This window comes from Prevotella sp. oral taxon 376 (genome assembly GCF_003043945.1).
Lineage (GTDB): Bacteria > Bacteroidota > Bacteroidia > Bacteroidales > Bacteroidaceae > Prevotella.
Window position 1 is genome coordinate 171322 of the sequence record NZ_PYXG01000001.1, and the last position, 18127, is coordinate 189448.

Consider the following 18127-nt stretch of genomic DNA (forward strand, 5'->3'; position numbering starts at 1 on the left):
GATTGATGCCTACTTTAGTTCCACCACTTCTTCTGCCACCACATCGGGGTCGCATAGTCGTCCGCTCCGCCCAGCATCTGGCGGGCTTTCTCCAGATTGACAGGATTTTCGGTCATCTCCGTGTCGGCAAATGGTATGCGGTTCGGCACCTTGATGGAGTAAGCCGTGGTCTGGTCTACGGCAAAAACTTGTGGATAACCCGTACGACGCAGTTCACTCCAGCCCTCTTGTCCACAGGGGAAAAGAGCTATCCATTTCTGCGTGATGAGCCGTTCCATTTTCTGCTCGGTCGTAGCCGAATCATCCCACTTCACGGTGATGTTGCTCATGTGCGTGGCAGAATGACTGAAACCGCCTTGCGCATCTTGATAATCAGCTTGCACGCTCCAGGCGTTGTTGAGATAGGAGCTGGCGTCGCCGGCCTCCCATTGCTTGAAAGAGGTGGATATGGCTTTATTGTAAAGGCTCTCCACAGAGTTCTCACCCATGTTCCGCCAACCGATAAGAAGTCCCTCCGCACGACAGAACCACATCTCAGCCGCAGTAAGCCAGACTCCCTTGGTAGTATTGGTCACATTAGCCGCCGAATAAAGCGGATCAGCCACCGACTTATTACCGATCTTGGCACCAGCACGGCAACCGATAATAGCTCGCGAACCAGACGGGCGCTCTGCTACCTCCTTAAAATACTTGGCGATACGAGGATCGTCATAACCGTTCATAAAACTCTCCAAATCGGCACAGGCACGACTGTCGCCCCACTCCACAGAGGTCTTATAAAGACCGTGCGGTGTGTAGCTGATAGCCAGGTTGTCCTCATTCTCCTCAATGACTCCTGCCGCCACGGCTTCCTCACCCACTCTCTGGGCGGTCTCTGGGTCTACGCCACTCATTCGGATGGCCATGCGCAGCTTCAGAGAGTTGGCAAACTTCATCCACTTCACGAACTTGCCGTCATAGACCTTGTCAAAAGTCTGGTTTGCAGTATAAGCCGGTTCGCTCACCAGAGGCTTCAAGATGGCAAGAGCCTCGTCCAAATCGGCAATGATATGGGCATACACCTCTTGCTGTGAGGAATAGGCATTGACATCATCCTGCACGGCACCAATGGGAAACGGGCCATACAAATCGGTCATCGTCAGATAACCCTGCGCACGCAGAATGAGAGCCCAGGCATAATTGAGGTCCTTTTTCCCGTTACAGAGACGCACGATCTCATTGAAGGCCGAAGTAAACTTCGGAGTGAGCGATTTGAATGGATAACGCACCCAGTTTACGGGAGCATTCATCGTGGCGAAGTTGGCCCCGTTCCATCCATTATTGGCATAAGTCATGTAACGAGCCAGGTAATTGCCAATGAGATCATGGTCCATCTGGAAGTCGTTCTCCTGTTCAGGGAACACGGCGTTCTGCATCTGCACGAGGAAGGATCCTATGGTGTAGTTGTCTCTTCCCAGTTCTTCCGCCGACGCGGAACTGCCCGGGCGGTTGGCATCCTCAAAGCCCGCGGTGCATGACACAAGCCCGAACAAGCTTATCATGACAACTCCCATCAAGGTTGCCTTGGAAAAATATTTCTTAATCATTTGTTCGTATTATTATTTTAGATGTAACTGTTAGAATTTCAAATTCACATTGAAGCCCATGGAACGCAGGCTCGGCTGCATGAAATAGTCGAAGCCTTGATAATAAGTGCCCGTAGACGCCGTAGCCTCGGGGTCAAACGGAGCCTTGTTGTAAATCATGAAGAGGTTGTGTGCCGTAAGGCCGAGCGTGAGTTGCACTTTCTTCAACAAAGTCTTGGGGAAAGTATAACTCAGATGAGCTTCCTGCAAACGGGCGTTGGTGGCACTATAGATGTACTCAGACCATATAGGATTGCTACCGCCAACCACCGAATAATAGCCTTCGGCGTCTACTTTACCACTATTAACGGGAACACCTCCATTGTCGCGTGCATCAGCCGAAGCCTTCGATACACCGTACTGGTCAAGAATGGCTTGAGTCTGGCTCATTACGATTCCGCCAAAACGAGCCGTAATAAGGAATCCCAGATTGAAGCCCTTGTAAGTAAAATCATTAGAGAAACCAATATTGCCCTTTGGCAATACCGAGCCACGGTAAACAGGATTAGAGAGGGTTTCCCGCATGACATTGTTACTTCCACTCAAAGCAATATTACCGTCAGCATCACGCTTGAAGTCGCTTGTCGTATAGACATCACCCATCGTACCGCCTTTCTTCAGAATGATATCGATGCCGTTCAGGCCACCCATGTTGAGCACCTCATTCGGGTTATCGAGCAGGTTAATGATCTTATTACGGTTTGCACTATAAGTAAAAGAGGTGTACCAGCCAAAGTCGCCCCAGTTATGGTGATAGCCGAGCGACAGCTCTAAACCTCGGTTGCGTACATTACCAGTCTGGATATATTCCTGATTATAGCCACCGCCTGCCGTGATTGAGCGCAGGAAGGTTTGATTCTTCGTGTTACTCTGGTAAATCGTTACATCCAAACTCAATGCATTGTTGAAGAAACGGGCCGTAAGACCGGCTTCCCAAGAATTGGTACGCTCAGGATAGAAAGTGTCCGGAAACTTATAAGTAACCGTGCTATATGTACCTGAAGACGGGTTATATTTATAACGCCACAGGGAAGAAATGTTTGGCTTGATGGCCGAACCTACGCTTGCCCAAGAGCCGCGCACCTTCAGGTAGTTGATGAACTTAGGCAGTTGCGTCATCTGTGAAATCACTGCCGACAGACCTACCGAGGGATAGAAAAATGAGCTTTTGGCTGTATTGTCGAGAGCAGAGTCCCAGTCGTTGCGCCCGGTCAATGTCAGATAGAGCATACTCTTCCACCCCAACTCCACATTGGCAAACAGAGAATTGATATAGTGCTTGTTCAAGTCGAAGAGCGGACGGTTGTCGTTAGTTACCTGGCTATAGTCGATAGCATTTGGAGTAAACAAGTTCGAAGGAGCCTTCAAGCCACCTTGAAAGCCGGTAACATCATATTTTGTGCGCGAGAAAGAAGCACCGATATTGGCACCGACGCTGAAATCCTCCCACGATTTATTAATATTGGCCATCAGGTCGCCATAGAGACTCTGATCGTTAATTTTATCGTAGCCATAGAATCCGTAGGGAGAGTGTGAGAATAGGTTGATGGTCGACGCATATCGCTTGTCCTCCTGCTTAGTGGCAGCGTCGTCCCAGCGCAGACGACCGGTAACATCAAGCCAATCGAGCACTTGATATTTCAGACTGGCGTTTACCATATAACGACCTTTCTTGTTCGTGCGATTCATGCGATGAGCCACCCAATAAGGATTCTGCATACTCAAAGCGTCGCCGAAATTCCAGTTCTGAACATAGATAAGACGCGTGGGATCCCACAGCTCATAAGTGCGTACAGCATCAAAGCTCTCGCCGCGAGGGAAGAGGTAGACAGCTGTGAGCGGATTGAAATATTCTCCTTGAGCCGTAAGGTTGCGGTCTTTCTCGATGATATAGTTGAATCCGAAATCGAAAGTCAACTTGTCATCCAAGAAGTGAGTTGTATTTCTGAATGTGAAGTTATACCGGTTATAAGCATTGTTCGGAATGATACCCTTGGCGTTGGTAGTGCCCACGGAGAGATAAGTCTGGTTTTTTCCGGAGCCTACAGTCAGTGAGATGTTGTTCTGGATGTTAGTTCCCGTGTTAAAAAAGTTTTTCGGTTCGTAGTCGCCAAACTGTGAGGCTGTCTTCGAGCCCCAGGAGCTTACCTCGTTCCTGCGGTTCACATAGGAGTTCTGAAATTCCGGCATCACGAATGGACGACTGAATTGCGAGCTATTAGAGACGCTTACCTGTATACGCCCTTCTTTGCCCTTCTTGGTGGTTATCATGATGACACCCTGTGCGGCAGCCGATCCGTAGAGAGCCGCGGCTGCCGGGCCGCTGAGTACCGAGATGCTTTCGATGTCCTCGGGGTTCACATCGGCAATGCCCTCAGAGCCCGGCTGAACGGAGTAACGACCGCCGTTCACCTCACCCTGGCTGGTATTCGTAACGGGAACACCATCTATTACATAGAGTGCGCCGTTGCTTTGCGTGATCGACTTGGGACCGCGCATTACTACCCGAGCCGCACCACCCATGCCCGCTGCGGAAGCATTGATGTTAACGCCTGCTACTTTACCGGACAGCGAATTCATGAAGTTAGCGTTTTTCACGGTATTTACATCCTCGCCGCCTATTTTCTGTACATTATAGCTCAATGCCTTTTCAGAACGCTTGATACCAAGGGCGGTAACCACGACATCATTCAGCGTGAGAGCTTCCTCGCGCATCACGAGATCGATCTTGCTGCGACCCTGCATGGCGACTTCTTGCGTGCCGTAGCCCACATAAGAGTAGACCAGGATGGGATTGGCCGCCTCGGTCGTAAAGGAATAATGACCGTCGATGTCGGTAACGGCACCGTGAGAGGTCCCCTTCACCATCACGCTCACGCCAATGAGCGGCTCGCCGCTGGCATCGGTAACGGTTCCCGCAACGGTATGCGGTCCTGAAGACTTCTGGTTTGTAGACTTCCTGACCTGAGCAGGGGAGCCTTCCTTGGAGAGGTAGACCACATTGTCTACGATGTTGTAGGAGATGCCCGTGCCGGCAAAGAGCTTGTCGAGCACGCTTCTCAACGACTCGTTCTTGGCCTGAACTTCGTTCACTTCCACCTTCGCCAAGTCGTCGTTGTAGAAGAAGCGGTACTTGGATTTTGCCTTAAGCTGGTTGATCACCGTCTCTAACTTGGCGCGCTTGGTCGACAGATTCACCTGCGCAAAGGTTCCGTGAACCGGAACACACAGGAGAAAGAGTACCATAAAGGCCTTGCATAGCACCAAGCCGTGCTCATAGTGTTTCTTGTCCATGATTTGGAGTAAAATAGTTTAATGTTTAAGTTATTAATTTAGCAAGTTTTAGGTTGCCATTCATAAGAAATACAAATCAGCCTTAAAAATTACTTATAGCTATTTTCAATTTTATTCATAAGGTCTACCAATAAATATTGTCGCTGACAGTATTTGAGTAAACTGACGCAGACTTATATCAGGCTACAAATAGTCTGACACAAGCCTGCAAAACGCAATAAAGAATGTTTTTTAATACAACTCCGCAGGCTCATTCGTCTCTGCGAAATCTTTCAGGAACTCCGCATACTTAGATACGACGGCCTGAGCAAACTTGCGTCCCTTCTCTTCGGTAGAAAAACGGGGATTCCCAATACCCGTATCCTCTGTTACCTTGTTCCAGTCTCTCGGTATCCAAACCGTTCCGCTTTTCAAGGCGGGAATCTTGAAGCCACGCCCATTGCCTGCTCCGGCCTCGTCTAAACATACCAGTTCTGGATGGTAATACATCATCGTGGATGTCTCTACCTCGTCAGCGTGGTCGCCCGGACATTCAAAATAATCCTTTGCCGGCAGCATTTTAAACCACTCACTGGAAGCTATCATAAAGTCGGGATAATCCACTGACAAATCCCTAATCATGTTCTTGAACGAGTTTCCACCATGCCCATTCACGATAAGGCACCGTCGATAACCCTGATGATAAAGCGACGACACGATGTCCCTCAGTATCGCATATTGTGTCTCCAACCGTGAGTGTATGCAGAAGGAGAGATCCCGCTGTCCAGGATTCTGCGCTCCCATGGGTATAGGGGGCAGCACCATGCAACGTTTATCATAAAGTTCATAGACTTTCCGTGCGGCATCCACCGCTATATCATGCGACAATATGCAGTCCGTCAGATAAGGCAGATGCAGATTATGGGGCTCCGTAGCACCCCACGGAAGAATCGCCACATCATATCGATACTGGCGTACCACCCCATAAGCAGACACAGAAAGGTCGAATTCTCGGTCTTTTATCATTTTGTATCTCCTCCCTTTATAACATGTCTTGACACAATAAATAACTCTTGATCATCATACGCGGGATATGAAACGGTCCCTTGAAGACATTACCCTTGGCTGATTGAGCCACGGTGCCATCCCTATGAAGATAACCATACCACTCCCCATATTCCCTGTCGGGGAAGTGGGCGTATGTCCAGTCGCTCACTTCCTTATGGCAGTCCAGATATTTCCCGTCGCCCGTTGCCAAGTAGGCATAAAGGCTAGCGATAATAGCCTCGGTCTGGGGCCACCAGAACTTCATGTCTTGCGAATAATCTTGAGCGGGAAAGTTCCGGCAATCTTTAAAATTGATAATGCCTCCATACTCCTTATCCCAGCCCCACTTCCAAGACCAATCAAATATCTTCAAGCCCAGTTTTGTCAGTTCTTTGTCCCAACCTCTGTGCCTTGCTTCTTCCAAGATAAACCAGGAAGTTTCGATACAGTGGCCCGGATTGATGGTACGCCCCATGATAGTATCGATAAACTCGCCGTTCATTCCTACGGTCTCCAAAATTGCTTTGTATTCTGGATGCACAAAATATTTCTGCAATGCAGTGATAGATCTGTCTATCTGTTGCGTCAATTCGGATGCGTCTATAGCTTCTCGCAAGCGTGAGGCCGTATTGATGAGAATCATGGTGAGCGAGTGTCCCTGACATTTCAGAGCAGGCAAGTATTTTGGTTCGAGCAGTCCAGGGGTCTCCGCATAGTGCCGTATCAGCCTAAAAAGATCCAAGGCTTTCTCCGCATATGCATGGTTACCCGAGGCTATGGAATACTCCGACATGGCTATTGTGGCAAAGCACTCTGAAAAGAGATAGCGGCGCATACGCAAAGGAGTACCGTCTTCCGACACTTCAAAATACATTCTGCCGTTCTCATCCATACAATGGGCAAGGATGAAGTCTATACAACTCTTTGATGCAGCAAGCCATTCCTCGTTCTTCTCAATATTGTTATAGGCGAACGCCGCAATAAAACCAAAGCGCCCCTGAAACCATACCGACTTCGTGGTGTCCATCAAATTTCCCTTCCGGTCGATACAAGTATACACTCCGCCATGCTTCCGATCCAACCCATGCTGCATCCAGAAAGGCAGAATGTCATGCGTGAGGTCGTTCCGATAGGACGCTGCCCACCGTCTTAAATATTCTTTTCTGTCCATTTCTTCATCCCTTAAAACTGGTTGCAACGCGCAAAGAAGCCTATCTCCTCCAACTCTTTTTTCATATGCTGTTCCTCCTCATCCGTCATATTTTGGAAAGGAATGCGGTTGGAACCAAGATTGAAACCCATCAGTTTCATGATTCGCTTCCCTGCTACAATATTCCCCCTAAAGTGGCAGATTACATTAATCACAGCTTGGGAAAAGTTCTGCTTCTCCCGTGCGGTCTCTATGTCGCCGCTATTCCATGCATCAATGATGCCCGTAAGTTCCCGACCGTTGTAGTTGGTGGTGCCTCCGATACCACCCTGTGCCCCTCCTTGGGCAAGACATGGCAATATAGTTTCATCTTGTCCATGGAGCATATCGAACTTTCCATCCTTGTAGAGACGACATTGATTATATTCGTACAGGCTCTCATAGGTATACTTGATTCCTGCAAAATTGCCTATCCGACCGTCCACGGCTTTTAATAAGTCGAGCATGGGCAGATAGGCACCGTTGAAGACAGGAATGTGATAATAATAAAAAGGTAGGTCGGGAGCATTAGAGGCAATAGCTTCACAGTATTTCACCAGTTCCTCTATCCGCCCTATCTTCGGGAAAGGAGGTGCCATAGCTCCTATCCCCCATGCTCTTATCGACTGGGCATGCCGAGCCAGACACTGACTTTCGCGTAGGCAGCAGCTGCCCACATGAACTATAACTTTAAATCCCTTGGGAGCCACCGATACCCATTTTTCTGCCAACGCCATGCGCTCTTCGGTGGTCAGCATGTATCCTTCTCCGGAAGATCCGTTGATAAAGACCCCCTGAAGTCCGTTTTTCATAAGCATAGCCGTATAGGCTGCTATCGGTTCCAAGTTCAAATCCCCGTTCTCATGGAATGGAGTAAAGGGAGCATTAATAAGTCCTTTAATTTTTTCCATCATCATAAAATTGTTATATCGTCATTATTCTTTATTATCTGTCGTAGGCCTGAGGAATGTCAGTTGAAGCACCAATGCCGCTATCACAATGCCACCCAGCAAGGCGAAACCTTCCCCAAGACTGCCCCCGTCGGTCCATTTTCCAAGCAGCTGGGTTACTGCTGCGCCCGCAAAAACACCTGTCATGTTCATAATGCCATAGGCTGTTCCCCTGTACTTGGAGGAGACAAACTGGCAGAGGATGGGCATATTGTTGGCATCGAACATGCCATAACCGATGCCGAAAAGCAAGCCCGCACCAACGACATCGGTAAGACTGTGCCCGAATCCCAGCAGACACAAAGCGGGCACAGTCATGCCCAGACCGATGGCACTGGTATAAATCCGCCCCCTGATATTACGCTGCACCCAATAGTCGGAGAGTGCGCCACCGCCAAGCACCCCAATCAACGACGATACAGCAATGGTAATCGTGGAAATCGGTCCGGCGCTCGACATCGGTATCCCCAGATTCTCCGAGAAGAGCGTGGGCATCCAGTTCTTCGTGGCCCAACCAGAAAGGCTGGGCACGGCAAAGTAGAATAGGATAATCCAGAATGCCCAGTTGGAGCACACCATACCAAAGCCCTTGAAGGGATTCGCACGCTTGGTAGTTGCAGTAGCGTCCTGCACGGCGTGGCACGGATTCTCATGGAGCAATACGATGAGCACCAATGAATAGGCGATGCCAATGATACCGAACCAATGGAAGGTGGAGTGCCAAGATAAGGCGGCGGCAATGGTTGCCCCGAAACCGCCCACAGCCTGCCCCACATAGAGCCCTGTCATGTGTACGCCGATGGCCAAGGAGCGCGACTTCCCCTCGTGCCAGTCGGCTATGAGCGACAAAGCCGACGGTATATACAAGGCTTCGCTGATACCCATGAATGCCCGTAGCCAATACAACTGCTCGAAAGTCTCGGCATATCCCATCAGGAATGTTACTGCCGACCATACAAAGATACTGCCCACCACCAGCCATTTACGGCTCATATGGTCGGCCACGATGCCGGCAAAAGGGCTTACGAGACCATATATCCACAGGAATACAGCCATCAGCGCACCGAAAGCCTCGGCGCGATTGAGTTCTGAGATGTCTGCTTTCATGGCCTCCTGCATCGTGGAGAGCATCTGTCGATCCATATAGTTAAGCAAGGCCACCAGCCACAGCAGGGTCACTAATAACCACGGATAGAATTTCTTATTTTCCATAACTTTTTTTTCATGACTTTATTGCAACTCTCTAGAAGAGAAACGTAGCCGGAAGATGTCCGGTGTGCGGATACCGGGCTTCAATTCACCACCTATTATATATAGGTCGCCCGATACCGGTACGAGGATTGCACCGGCACGCGCCGCTACCTTCTCCTTACCCATCACGCGCCATGAGCCATCTCCATAGACCAACACAAGAGGATTAAACTTATACCATTCGGGTTCATGGGTCATGTAGCCTGGCTGCGGATGGTTGAGCGCCGACAAAAAGACCTCCTTGTTCACCCCGCCTACGGCAACTACCATCTCTGTCCCGAGATTCGCTGCCGTACCTCCGCCCAAAAACACCTCCGAACCTTCCATGTCAACCGGTGCCGGTAAATGTCGCCATGTTCGAGTGTCGGTATCATAGGCCCATCCGTCAAAAGAGAGGGCGGCAGCCTCAAGTTCGCTCTTCGGGCGGAATCCACCCCACACGCAAAAGGCACCCTTAGTCGTCATTCCCGAAACGGGCTGCACCCGCACATCGCCTGGCAGGTCTGGCAACCTATACCATCCCTTGTCCGCAGAGGCTAAATCCATGCAGTAGGCCTTTCGCGAGGCCCGTCCTTCCACATTACCTCCGGCTACATAGAGCAGGTTACCCACTAAGCAACCCGTCATATTGTCCATAGTTACAGGCAGGCTCGGCAGGGACGACACGAGGGCCTTCTCGCCTTTCAGCGTTACGGCGCAGACACCCTTTAAGCTTCCCTGCTCGTTATTTCCACCCACCATGATTACCTGATCATGCCAAGAAACGCTCACACCATAGGCTGAGGCAGTAGGCAATTCACCCACCTTACGCCACAAGAGCTGGTCGCCATTGCCCGTTATGGCGGCATAAATCCCATTATAGTATTTCTTCCGTCCTCCTTCGCAGGCTGGCTTCCCAGGGAAATTGCAACCTCCTGCGACAAGGAGCGTTCTCCCTATATAACCGGCAAAGCAAGCTGAGACTCCTTTTTCATAGCCTGCTTCCTGAAAGGGGAACCCATACATGCGTTGGAGAACATAGCTTTCTCCCATGCAACAGCTTGTTATACTTAGACCCATGATTACAAAAAGTATTATCTTCAATTTCATACCCACCTTACGGGAGATGCCCTTAACCACATATTCTAACTGTTCAGCGTATCTCATATTGCCCATTGGTTATCCTCCAAAGTGGGAGACTACTGAATGCAATATCGTAGCCATCATCCTTGCCCCTTACCTCGTAGAGTACTCCCAGACAACGATTATCCATCAACACCATCGTGGAATAGCACGACGATTCGCCCGTCAGGCAAAATCCCTTCCGCCATCCGCGACCTAACCGTTCGGCAGTGGCATAGTCATCCGCCGACGCTATTTCCTTAAAGAAGAAGCCCAAACTATCTCGGCGTGGACTGAGGGGCACCGACTGAAGGGCTACATGCATGGGCTTACCATCAGTCCGGCGCGTTGCGGAGACTATGAGAAGATCGCCGTTGCAAGCGTTTACCTCTCTGCTTGTCATGTTATACGGCATCACTTCAGTACCCCAGCTTCCCTTGGTTTTCCTCGCATTGCTGTAGGTAAACACATTATAACGACGGCCACCCTCCATATCACGACAACTTAAAAGAACGCTTCCATCCGGCAATTCGTCCACCTTGCCTTCATCCTGGGCTATAGAGGGAGCCTTGCTCGGATTGCCGAGCACCTGCCATGTGCGCCCGAAATCGTCGGAGTAGATAACGAATGTACCGCATCGGGACATGTTCTTCTGCCTCACGGGGTGTGCGATGTAGAGGCGATAGTATCTTCCTTTCCTGATATATCGGCTTTGCGTTATTTTGCCCGAGGTCAGGAAAATGCCATCGGCTTGTCCCCCGTTGGGCAGCTTGCCGTCGTAGAGGGCATAGATAAGCTCCGTCAGATCGGTTCCATGATCCCAAGTGTACCCTCCATCGGCACTGCGAAAGAAGACGGCATGCTGTGGATCTCGCCGTGTTGCCCTCTGGTAGCCCACCTTGCCCGCCACGCAATGGAGCAGTACCTCATCTGATGTTCGGTCGGCTACAAGGCTGGCATCCCCGAAAGCAGTGCGTACAGTATCAGCTGCATGCTCGTCCCCACAAGCCACACAGGCCGAGTCGACCCATGTGAGGCCACGGTCGCAGCTCTGCTTCATCACTATATCTACCTCCCAAAGACCGTTGCGATGATTCCATCCTACATCCGCCCTGTTTATGCGGTAGTCGCAAGCGGCAAGTAGCCGACCGTCACGCGTTGCGGTCAAGGCCGGAATGCGAAACGGCACCGGACTATGGGCATTGTCGAATACTACGGTAGTATAGGGGAAGTCGTTCGGAAGTATCACTTGGAGCTGTCTGATATAGGCTCGGGCATAGGCCTCGTTACCGATATCGCTGGGATGCGTACCCTCTATCATGCCTTCTTCCGGCAGAGCAATGGCCTCGCTCGACTGATAATATAAATTCTCTACCCCCTCTTTCCGCAGACTATCAAAAGCTCTGCGCAAGGCCTTGTTGGCAGCCCGCATGCTATTTTCTGCCGCAGGATAGAAGTATCGGTCGACCTGCGGATAACTCTCAGAGAGCAGAATGGGAACTTGGCTCCGCTGCCGCAGGATACGCACCCCCTCCCTGACACGCCCGATAATTTCCTCTTCAGTAAGCCGGTAACTGTTGGGGACGGGATCTATAATGAAACATCGGGCATTCACCTCTGCCATCGCCTTGAATACTTCGGGCTCCATCAGGCACGCTCCCGAGAAGCCCAAATTCACCATAGGCAGACCACTCATCCGTCCCAACAGGTTCGTCCACATCAGGCCTGGACGCGATGGCGACGCTCCTTGCACGATAGAGGAGCCATAGATAACGACAGGACGCTCCTCTCCTGGCTTCAGGAAACGGAAAGAGGCGTTCTGGCTAATGCCTATACGCAGGGATGTAACGACGCTATAAGGGGGCAGATAAAGTTCGAAATTCAGTTCTCCTCCCGGGTGTATCGCAGTGTTCAGAGCATCATAGCTGATGATAATCGTATCTTTGTCGAATTTCCATTGCATGTGGTTGCCGATCCAGCGTTTCCGCCCCGTGGCATCCGTGGCATAGAGGTCTATCCCCGCTTGGTTGAGTAGCGACAGGTTGGGCAGGTTGGACTTCTCCGCAAAGGTATACTTCACTTGGATTACGGGTGATGAACTTACAAAGCGCACGCTAAGACCCGCGACATTTTTAGACCGTTTCTTCACATTGACGGGCATCAGGGCGCACAGACGCTCAGGAAGCCGCGCATACTCTTTCCCTATTTCCTCATTCCAGGCCCTCCCCCATATTCGGAAATCACCGCCCTGCATAGGGTCATGCCATGACAAGGCCTGAGCCCGGGTCGCCATATTAAAGAGAACGAGAAGGAATATCACGAAAATTGCTTTTTTCAGAATACTCATAGTCGTAAGATGAAAAGTATAGGTTTTAGAAAGTGCAGACAGAGAAACCCGCAAGATCTCTTCTGCCTGCACTTAAATATTAGTCAGTTAGCATAGACAAGGCGTTTATAAAACCACCTTGACTGTCTTGCCACCATTCAGTCTAACCAAGTAAACGCCCTTTACCATACCCTTGCCCGCAACGATGTTAGGACGGGCCAGCGACTTTACCATAAGGCCGTTTGGCGTATAGATCTCGGCTTTCTTGGTGTTCGTGAACATGAAGTTGCCGCCCTCTACGCGTACGGAGGCCTTTATGCCCTCATCCTTATTCACATCGGTGATGTCTGTAATGACAGTCCAGTCGTCGACTTCACCCGTATCGTGCAAGTCCTTGCTGCCACGCTCGTTGTCGTTGTCGCCTACGATTACCACATCGATATCGAGGGTATAGCCCTTATTAGTCTTACCCACAGGTCCGAAAGCACCAGCAAACCAAGCATCGGAATAAACGATGCGCAGACGGCTCGGGCCACGGCGAGCGTCGTCAGGAATCTCAATCTTGCCATGCAGACCATCCACCTTCACCAAGCAAGGATTTCCCTTGCGCAGAGTACCTGCACGGAACACGCGCTCGCCGTATTTCTCCGTACCGTCCATAGTGCTGTTATCAAACGGGAAGTTCTCCTCACCGTCTATACCATTGGCGTAAACCTTGCCGTTCACCATCACATTATTGTTTAGCCAGAAAGGCTGCTCCTTCATACCTTTACCATAGTTGAAAGTACCGCTGCCGTCAAGGTCCATCCAACCTCCAACAAAGCAATAGCGGAAGTCGTCGTCAGAACCGATGAGAGAGTTGTCGCCATCAAAGCCCTTGAGCCAGAAGTCGATGGTAGTACCTTGTCTTACCTTGAGGGTCTTGCCCTTCACCTTATGATATTGCAAGCCACCCGTAGCGTCGCGCTCGGCCTTGAACTCCTCGTAGGTCTGTGAGAAGTTGATGTTCTCCTCGGCATTTTCCGTCCTGAAGCTTTCCACCGCACGGCATTTCAGCGCGGTCTGGTAACCCTCGGCATTCTTGTCCGCGGTAGATTCTCCGTAAGTTCCAAACGGATCCTCTTCTACATTCGGGTCTTTATCCACAGCCTTCCATAAAGGCTCGCCCACGGTCTTGAGGTCAGTAGATACGGCTACTACGCCAATATAAGGGTGCTGCATAGCAGCCACTTCAACGGCGGGAACGAATGCGGCCCACTGCGATGTGCGACCCACCTCACGGACGATACCCGACTCACCGTCCTTGACAAGAATCTCAAAGTGGTCGATGTTGGCGGTGCTGTTGAGACCAAGACCGTAGGCATTGGGAACTACATTGACATCCCAGCACAGTTTCAAATCCATGGTAGAGGGTGTCTCACCCTTTTTCTCGGCCGTGAGGTTCGCAAGAGTTACAGGCATAGCCTTGTGGCCGTCGTTCAACTCTATCTTACCTACATACATATCGTACTTGTCGTCGCCGCCCTGCACACGAAGACCAATTTTCTCCACCTTGTCGGTAGCCTTGAGATTGAGGGCGATGCGATGCTCCTGCCATGACTTGCCATTATTGTTGGGAATCTGATATTCCTTCCATGCATTGTTCACGAAGAGTATCAGCGAGAGATGGCTTTCTACGACACCTTCGCCACGGTCACCGGCACCTTTGATGGCCACGAGGGCATAGGTAGCGGCATCGTTAGGTGTGATGTCAGTATTGTAGAGCACGATATCGGTAGGCTGTGAGGCATCACCCGTAAGGCGCAGACATGAGCCTCCGATGAAAGCATCCTCATGACTGAAGGCCGCGTTGATACTGGTGCTCTTCTCCGCGGTGGAGCTCACAGTCTGATTGGCTTTGAGCACGAGCCAGCGATAAGTAGGTACCACATCCTGTGCGGAAATGTTATACCAACCTCCGGCGGTCTTCTTTCCACGATAGTTGTAGCGTTCGCCGTTACCAAGGTTGAAATTAGTATAGAACGGGAACTTTCCGGTTACGGTAGAGCGCTCGGGAATCCAATTGGAGAAACCGGCGAAAGTTTTCAGCGGAGGCGTGGCACCGTCCCACTCCATCTTATTGCCGGAACTGCTTACTGCAGGACGCCAGATCGGGTTGCGGTTACCGCCGCTGAAAGCACGCTCCAAGAAGCTCTGGTAATTCTCCTGCTGGTTCATGGCGCCCGCGCCGGAGTTGTAGCTCCAGAAACGGCTGTCCTTATGCTCACCCCAAAGACAGAAGTTCACCTCCTTACCGTCGCCATCATTCATGTAAGACCAAGATTTATCCAAGTCCTTGATCCAGAAGCCCTGCCATACACCGGAAGCTCCGAGCCCGGCATTGGCATTCTTGGCTGTCTGGGCAGATTGCTTGACACTATATTCACCGCCATAGTTCAGCATGATGTCAGCTACCTGACCGTCTCTCTCCGTATAGAGATAGTCAACATTCAGATGTGTCAAATAGGCTTGAACAGTATAGAGACCCAGGTGGAAATTCTTGAAGCCTATCTCCTTGGCATAGCTGTAGAGAGCCTTGTGAAAACTCTTGGTCTCGGAGGGAGAGCCGAGCTCCCAGTTGATGTTCACCCCATCCACGCCGAAATAGAGCAGCATGTGGATAAGCGGCTTCACATATTTATAGCCCTTGTAGTTTGCCGGTGTCTGATCGTTTACGGAGTTGGCACGAGTTGTCCACTGGGTCTTGGCATATAATGTGGAGTAGCCGTCGAAGAATATCGTTCCGCCCAGCATGTCGCAGCCGTTCTTGTGAGCCGCGTCGGTCCATGCGCCTGGAATCTGGCAGATACTGTGGTTCCAACTGCCCCAAAGCGATACATAGTTCCAGAGAGAGAACACATCGCTGTGGAAAACGCCCGTCGGATAGCCGGCATCGCCACCGCTACCGCTGCCCATAGGCGTGTTCATCCAGAGCTTGCGTCCTGCATAGGTGTCGCCGATGAGGCGATTGTCGTCGCTGACGGTAGTGCGCTTGTCCACATGCGACTTGATAAACTGAAGATCGGCGTGCGGAATGCCCAAGGCTTCGATTTCTGCGTCCGTAGGATACGGCTTGTTGTTGGCGAGAGCCTTGTAGAACACTTCCAGCATGTCGGTCCAGTTAACTTTACTGAAGTCGTAGTTTTGAGCTGTGGCCGTTACGGGCTTACCCATTAACATCGCGACCATGGCCAGCATTACCAAAGTAATTTTTTTCTTCATGATTAATAATGTTTTTTAGTCCATCTAATCCTCTCTTCCCTCCTCGTTCGAGGCATTTGTGGGGAAACGGATTGTCATGGGTGTTTGAGGTTTGTTATTAAATTGTTGTTAGTTGTTAGTTTTTTCTTCTTTGTTTTTGTCTCCTTCTCTAAAATTATTACTGATTATGAGCCTTTTGTTGATATATAGTTTCTCCGCCCGTAATCCCTATTCCCCTTTTGGGAGGACCGGAGGCAAAGAACCTCACCAGCCCTCCCGAAAGACCGGAACAGGTTTTAGAAATTATCCTTATTCACATCCCACCAGAGGCGTGTAGCCTGCTCGTCAGCTCCGCCAAGGGCTTTAAGTCCTGTGGTGGTAACATCCAGGAGTACCGACTGGTCGGAAGTGTCGGGAAATGGCAGACGACGGATGATGTCCCCCTCGTCCAATGAGCCATCACCGTCCTCAGGGTTCAGCACATCGAAGAGACGGGGGTATCCTGTGCGTCGCAAGTCAACCCATGCCTCAAAGCTGACGGGGAAGCCCGTAATCCATTTCTGGGTGATGATCTTCTCAAGCTTCACCTCCTTAGAATCTCCCTCATTCCATTTCACGCCGATAGTAATCTCGCTCTGTATGGGGTCGGTCTCGCCCGTGGGGTCGACATAAGTAAAGGGCGTGGCGCTCTCCTGTGCCATATATGTATCCAAAGCTTCCTCATATTTCCCCTTGAGCAATCCCGTCACACGGTCTTGTATATCGCCCGCGCGGATACCCTGCTCATAGAAGTCTTTGGCCGAACCGCCCATATTCCATCCTCTCACGGCACCCTCGGCACGCAGGAAACACACCTCGGAAAGCTTCATCAGATAGAGCGGAGCTTGCATGATATAGAGCTGGTTAATCTTTGAGAAGCCGTTATAAGGATTGGTAGGTCCGTTCTGTTCCTTCTCCACATATGTTCCGGTGCGTATTCCCTTATAGTCTGTACCAGGCTTAAGTTCATAGTTGGGATTGTCGGAAGGTACATTATTATTCCAAATGCGCTCGTTCTTCTCAAAAAGCAGGTTGAGGAAGGGATGGTTGAGACCCTTGAGCACCTGCTCCATGCCTGCGCTCATGCGCATATCGCCCCAAGAGTTCCATCCCTCTATGAGCGGCGACTGGAATCCGAGCATCGAGCCATAGAGTGCCATCTCGTGAGCCTCAGTCTCTACGACTCCGCCGGCCACGGCCTCTTCGGCCCACCGTTTAGCCTTGCCGGGATCCACCTTCACGATGTGCATGGCCATGCGCAGCTTCAGCGAGTTGGCAAAGCGCACGAAGACATCCAAGTCGGTGTAGCCCTTGTTTATGCCCTCCATGTTGATAGGCACAAGGCGCACCAGCCGCTCGAGAATGGGCTTGCGATACCATTCCTCCTTCTGGGGGAAATAGCGCAGACAGTTGACGATGGTGTCGATGTTGGCCTCTACGGTGTTGTATATGGTTTCGAGATCATTGTAGATATAGGGATGAGCCTGCCTGTTGGTCTTGATGTCCTGATAAGGCAGCGGCCCATAGATATCGGCAACCTCAAGGGCAGCGTAGTCGTAGATCAGCAGGAATATCGCCTTAATCTCGGGCAACTTGTCTATCGCTTCCATATTCAATAGGGGTACTATGGGTGCCTCCACAAAGTGGAACGCGCCATAGGCACCACCGTAAGCCTTCTGGTGGATAGAATAAGAAGTCTCTATATCAATACCCGAATAAGGGAAGTTGACATGAGGTATTACACCATACTGGGCATACTGATCCGCGCCCAGCATAAACTGGTACTGATACTGATGCGTACCGGGCAACTCTCCCTTTTTTCCGCCGCGCAAGGCGTACACTCCACCCGTAGCCACGCCAAAGTTTGTCTCACAGGCCTTCATGGCCGCTTCGAAATCGTCCTTGGTAATGGTGCCCCGATAGCCGATGGAGTCTACCTGTCCTCGGCGCGTAACTTTCTCCACATTCGACTGGGTCTGGTTAAACTCCGCGCCAGTAACATCGAAATCGAGACAGGAACCGAGCATGAGTCCCGCAAAGGAGAACGCCATGAATTTTCCTATATTTTCAAGTTTCATAGTCATTT

At 50.7% G+C, this 18127-nt stretch carries 10 protein-coding genes and 1 pseudogene; all 11 read right to left on the reverse strand.

Annotation, left to right across the window (positions count from 1 at the left end; genetic code table 11):
- Positions 1-14 precede the first annotated feature (14 nt).
- The 11 genes and pseudogenes from C7120_RS00750 to C7120_RS00795 all read right to left on the reverse strand — a co-directional run bounded on the left by C7120_RS00750 (position 15) and on the right by C7120_RS00795 (position 18119).
- Entirely contained in the window at positions 15-1586 is a 1572-nt protein-coding gene (locus C7120_RS00750) for a SusD/RagB family nutrient-binding outer membrane lipoprotein (RefSeq protein WP_107619945.1), read from the reverse strand.
- 30 nt (positions 1587-1616) lie between these two features.
- Positions 1617-4919, reverse strand: coding sequence for a SusC/RagA family TonB-linked outer membrane protein (locus C7120_RS00755; protein ID WP_233246987.1), 3303 nt, complete (start codon positions 4917-4919; stop codon positions 1617-1619).
- A gap of 231 nt (positions 4920-5150) precedes the next feature.
- Positions 5151-5924, reverse strand: coding sequence for a creatininase family protein (locus C7120_RS00760; RefSeq protein ID WP_107619946.1), 774 nt, complete (start codon positions 5922-5924; stop codon positions 5151-5153).
- Between the two features lie 16 nt (positions 5925-5940).
- Complete coding sequence (locus tag C7120_RS00765; RefSeq protein ID WP_107619947.1) at positions 5941-7116, reverse strand: AGE family epimerase/isomerase; 1176 nt, start codon at positions 7114-7116, stop codon at positions 5941-5943.
- A gap of 11 nt (positions 7117-7127) precedes the next feature.
- Complete coding sequence (locus tag C7120_RS00770) at positions 7128-8045, reverse strand: dihydrodipicolinate synthase family protein (protein ID WP_107621329.1); 918 nt, start codon at positions 8043-8045, stop codon at positions 7128-7130.
- Positions 8046-8069: 24 nt separating this feature from the next.
- Positions 8070-9296 carry an MFS transporter gene (locus tag C7120_RS00775; RefSeq protein ID WP_107619948.1) on the reverse strand — a complete coding sequence of 409 codons (1227 nt, stop codon included), beginning with the start codon at positions 9294-9296 and terminating at the stop codon, positions 8070-8072.
- 18 nt (positions 9297-9314) lie between these two features.
- Positions 9315-10481, reverse strand: coding sequence for a cyclically-permuted mutarotase family protein (locus tag C7120_RS00780; protein ID WP_158267330.1), 1167 nt, complete (start codon positions 10479-10481; stop codon positions 9315-9317).
- A complete protein-coding gene (locus C7120_RS14000) occupies positions 10468-11700 on the reverse strand; it encodes a sialidase family protein (RefSeq protein ID WP_233247059.1) in 1233 nt (410 codons plus the stop codon). The genes C7120_RS00780 and C7120_RS14000 overlap by 14 nt, the downstream gene beginning before the upstream one ends.
- Positions 11701-12783: pseudogene (locus C7120_RS14100) on the reverse strand (SGNH/GDSL hydrolase family protein); the annotation flags it as partial.
- Positions 12784-12888: 105 nt separating this feature from the next.
- On the reverse strand, positions 12889-16023 hold the full coding sequence (locus C7120_RS00790) for a glycosyl hydrolase family 85 (protein ID WP_107619950.1): 3135 nt from the start codon (positions 16021-16023) through the stop codon (positions 12889-12891).
- Between the two features lie 275 nt (positions 16024-16298).
- A complete protein-coding gene (locus tag C7120_RS00795) occupies positions 16299-18119 on the reverse strand; it encodes a SusD/RagB family nutrient-binding outer membrane lipoprotein (protein ID WP_107621331.1) in 1821 nt (606 codons plus the stop codon).
- Positions 18120-18127: the final 8 nt, after the last annotated feature.

Coding starts and splice junctions, on each gene's coding strand:
- C7120_RS00765 (WP_107619947.1), bottom strand. CDS start 7,116: ATGGACAGAAAAGAATATTTAAGACGGTGGGCAGCGTCCTATCGGAAC.
- C7120_RS00790 (WP_107619950.1), bottom strand. CDS start 16,023: ATGAAGAAAAAAATTACTTTGGTAATGCTGGCCATGGTCGCGATGTTA.
- C7120_RS00755 (WP_233246987.1), bottom strand. CDS start 4,919: ATGGACAAGAAACACTATGAGCACGGCTTGGTGCTATGCAAGGCCTTT.
- C7120_RS00750 (WP_107619945.1), bottom strand. CDS start 1,586: ATGATTAAGAAATATTTTTCCAAGGCAACCTTGATGGGAGTTGTCATG.
- C7120_RS00795 (WP_107621331.1), bottom strand. CDS start 18,119: ATGAAACTTGAAAATATAGGAAAATTCATGGCGTTCTCCTTTGCGGGA.
- C7120_RS00770 (WP_107621329.1), bottom strand. CDS start 8,045: ATGGAAAAAATTAAAGGACTTATTAATGCTCCCTTTACTCCATTCCAT.
- C7120_RS00760 (WP_107619946.1), bottom strand. CDS start 5,924: ATGATAAAAGACCGAGAATTCGACCTTTCTGTGTCTGCTTATGGGGTG.
- C7120_RS00775 (WP_107619948.1), bottom strand. CDS start 9,296: ATGGAAAATAAGAAATTCTATCCGTGGTTATTAGTGACCCTGCTGTGG.
- C7120_RS00780 (WP_158267330.1), bottom strand. CDS start 10,481: ATGAGATACGCTGAACAGTTAGAATATGTGGTTAAGGGCATCTCCCGT.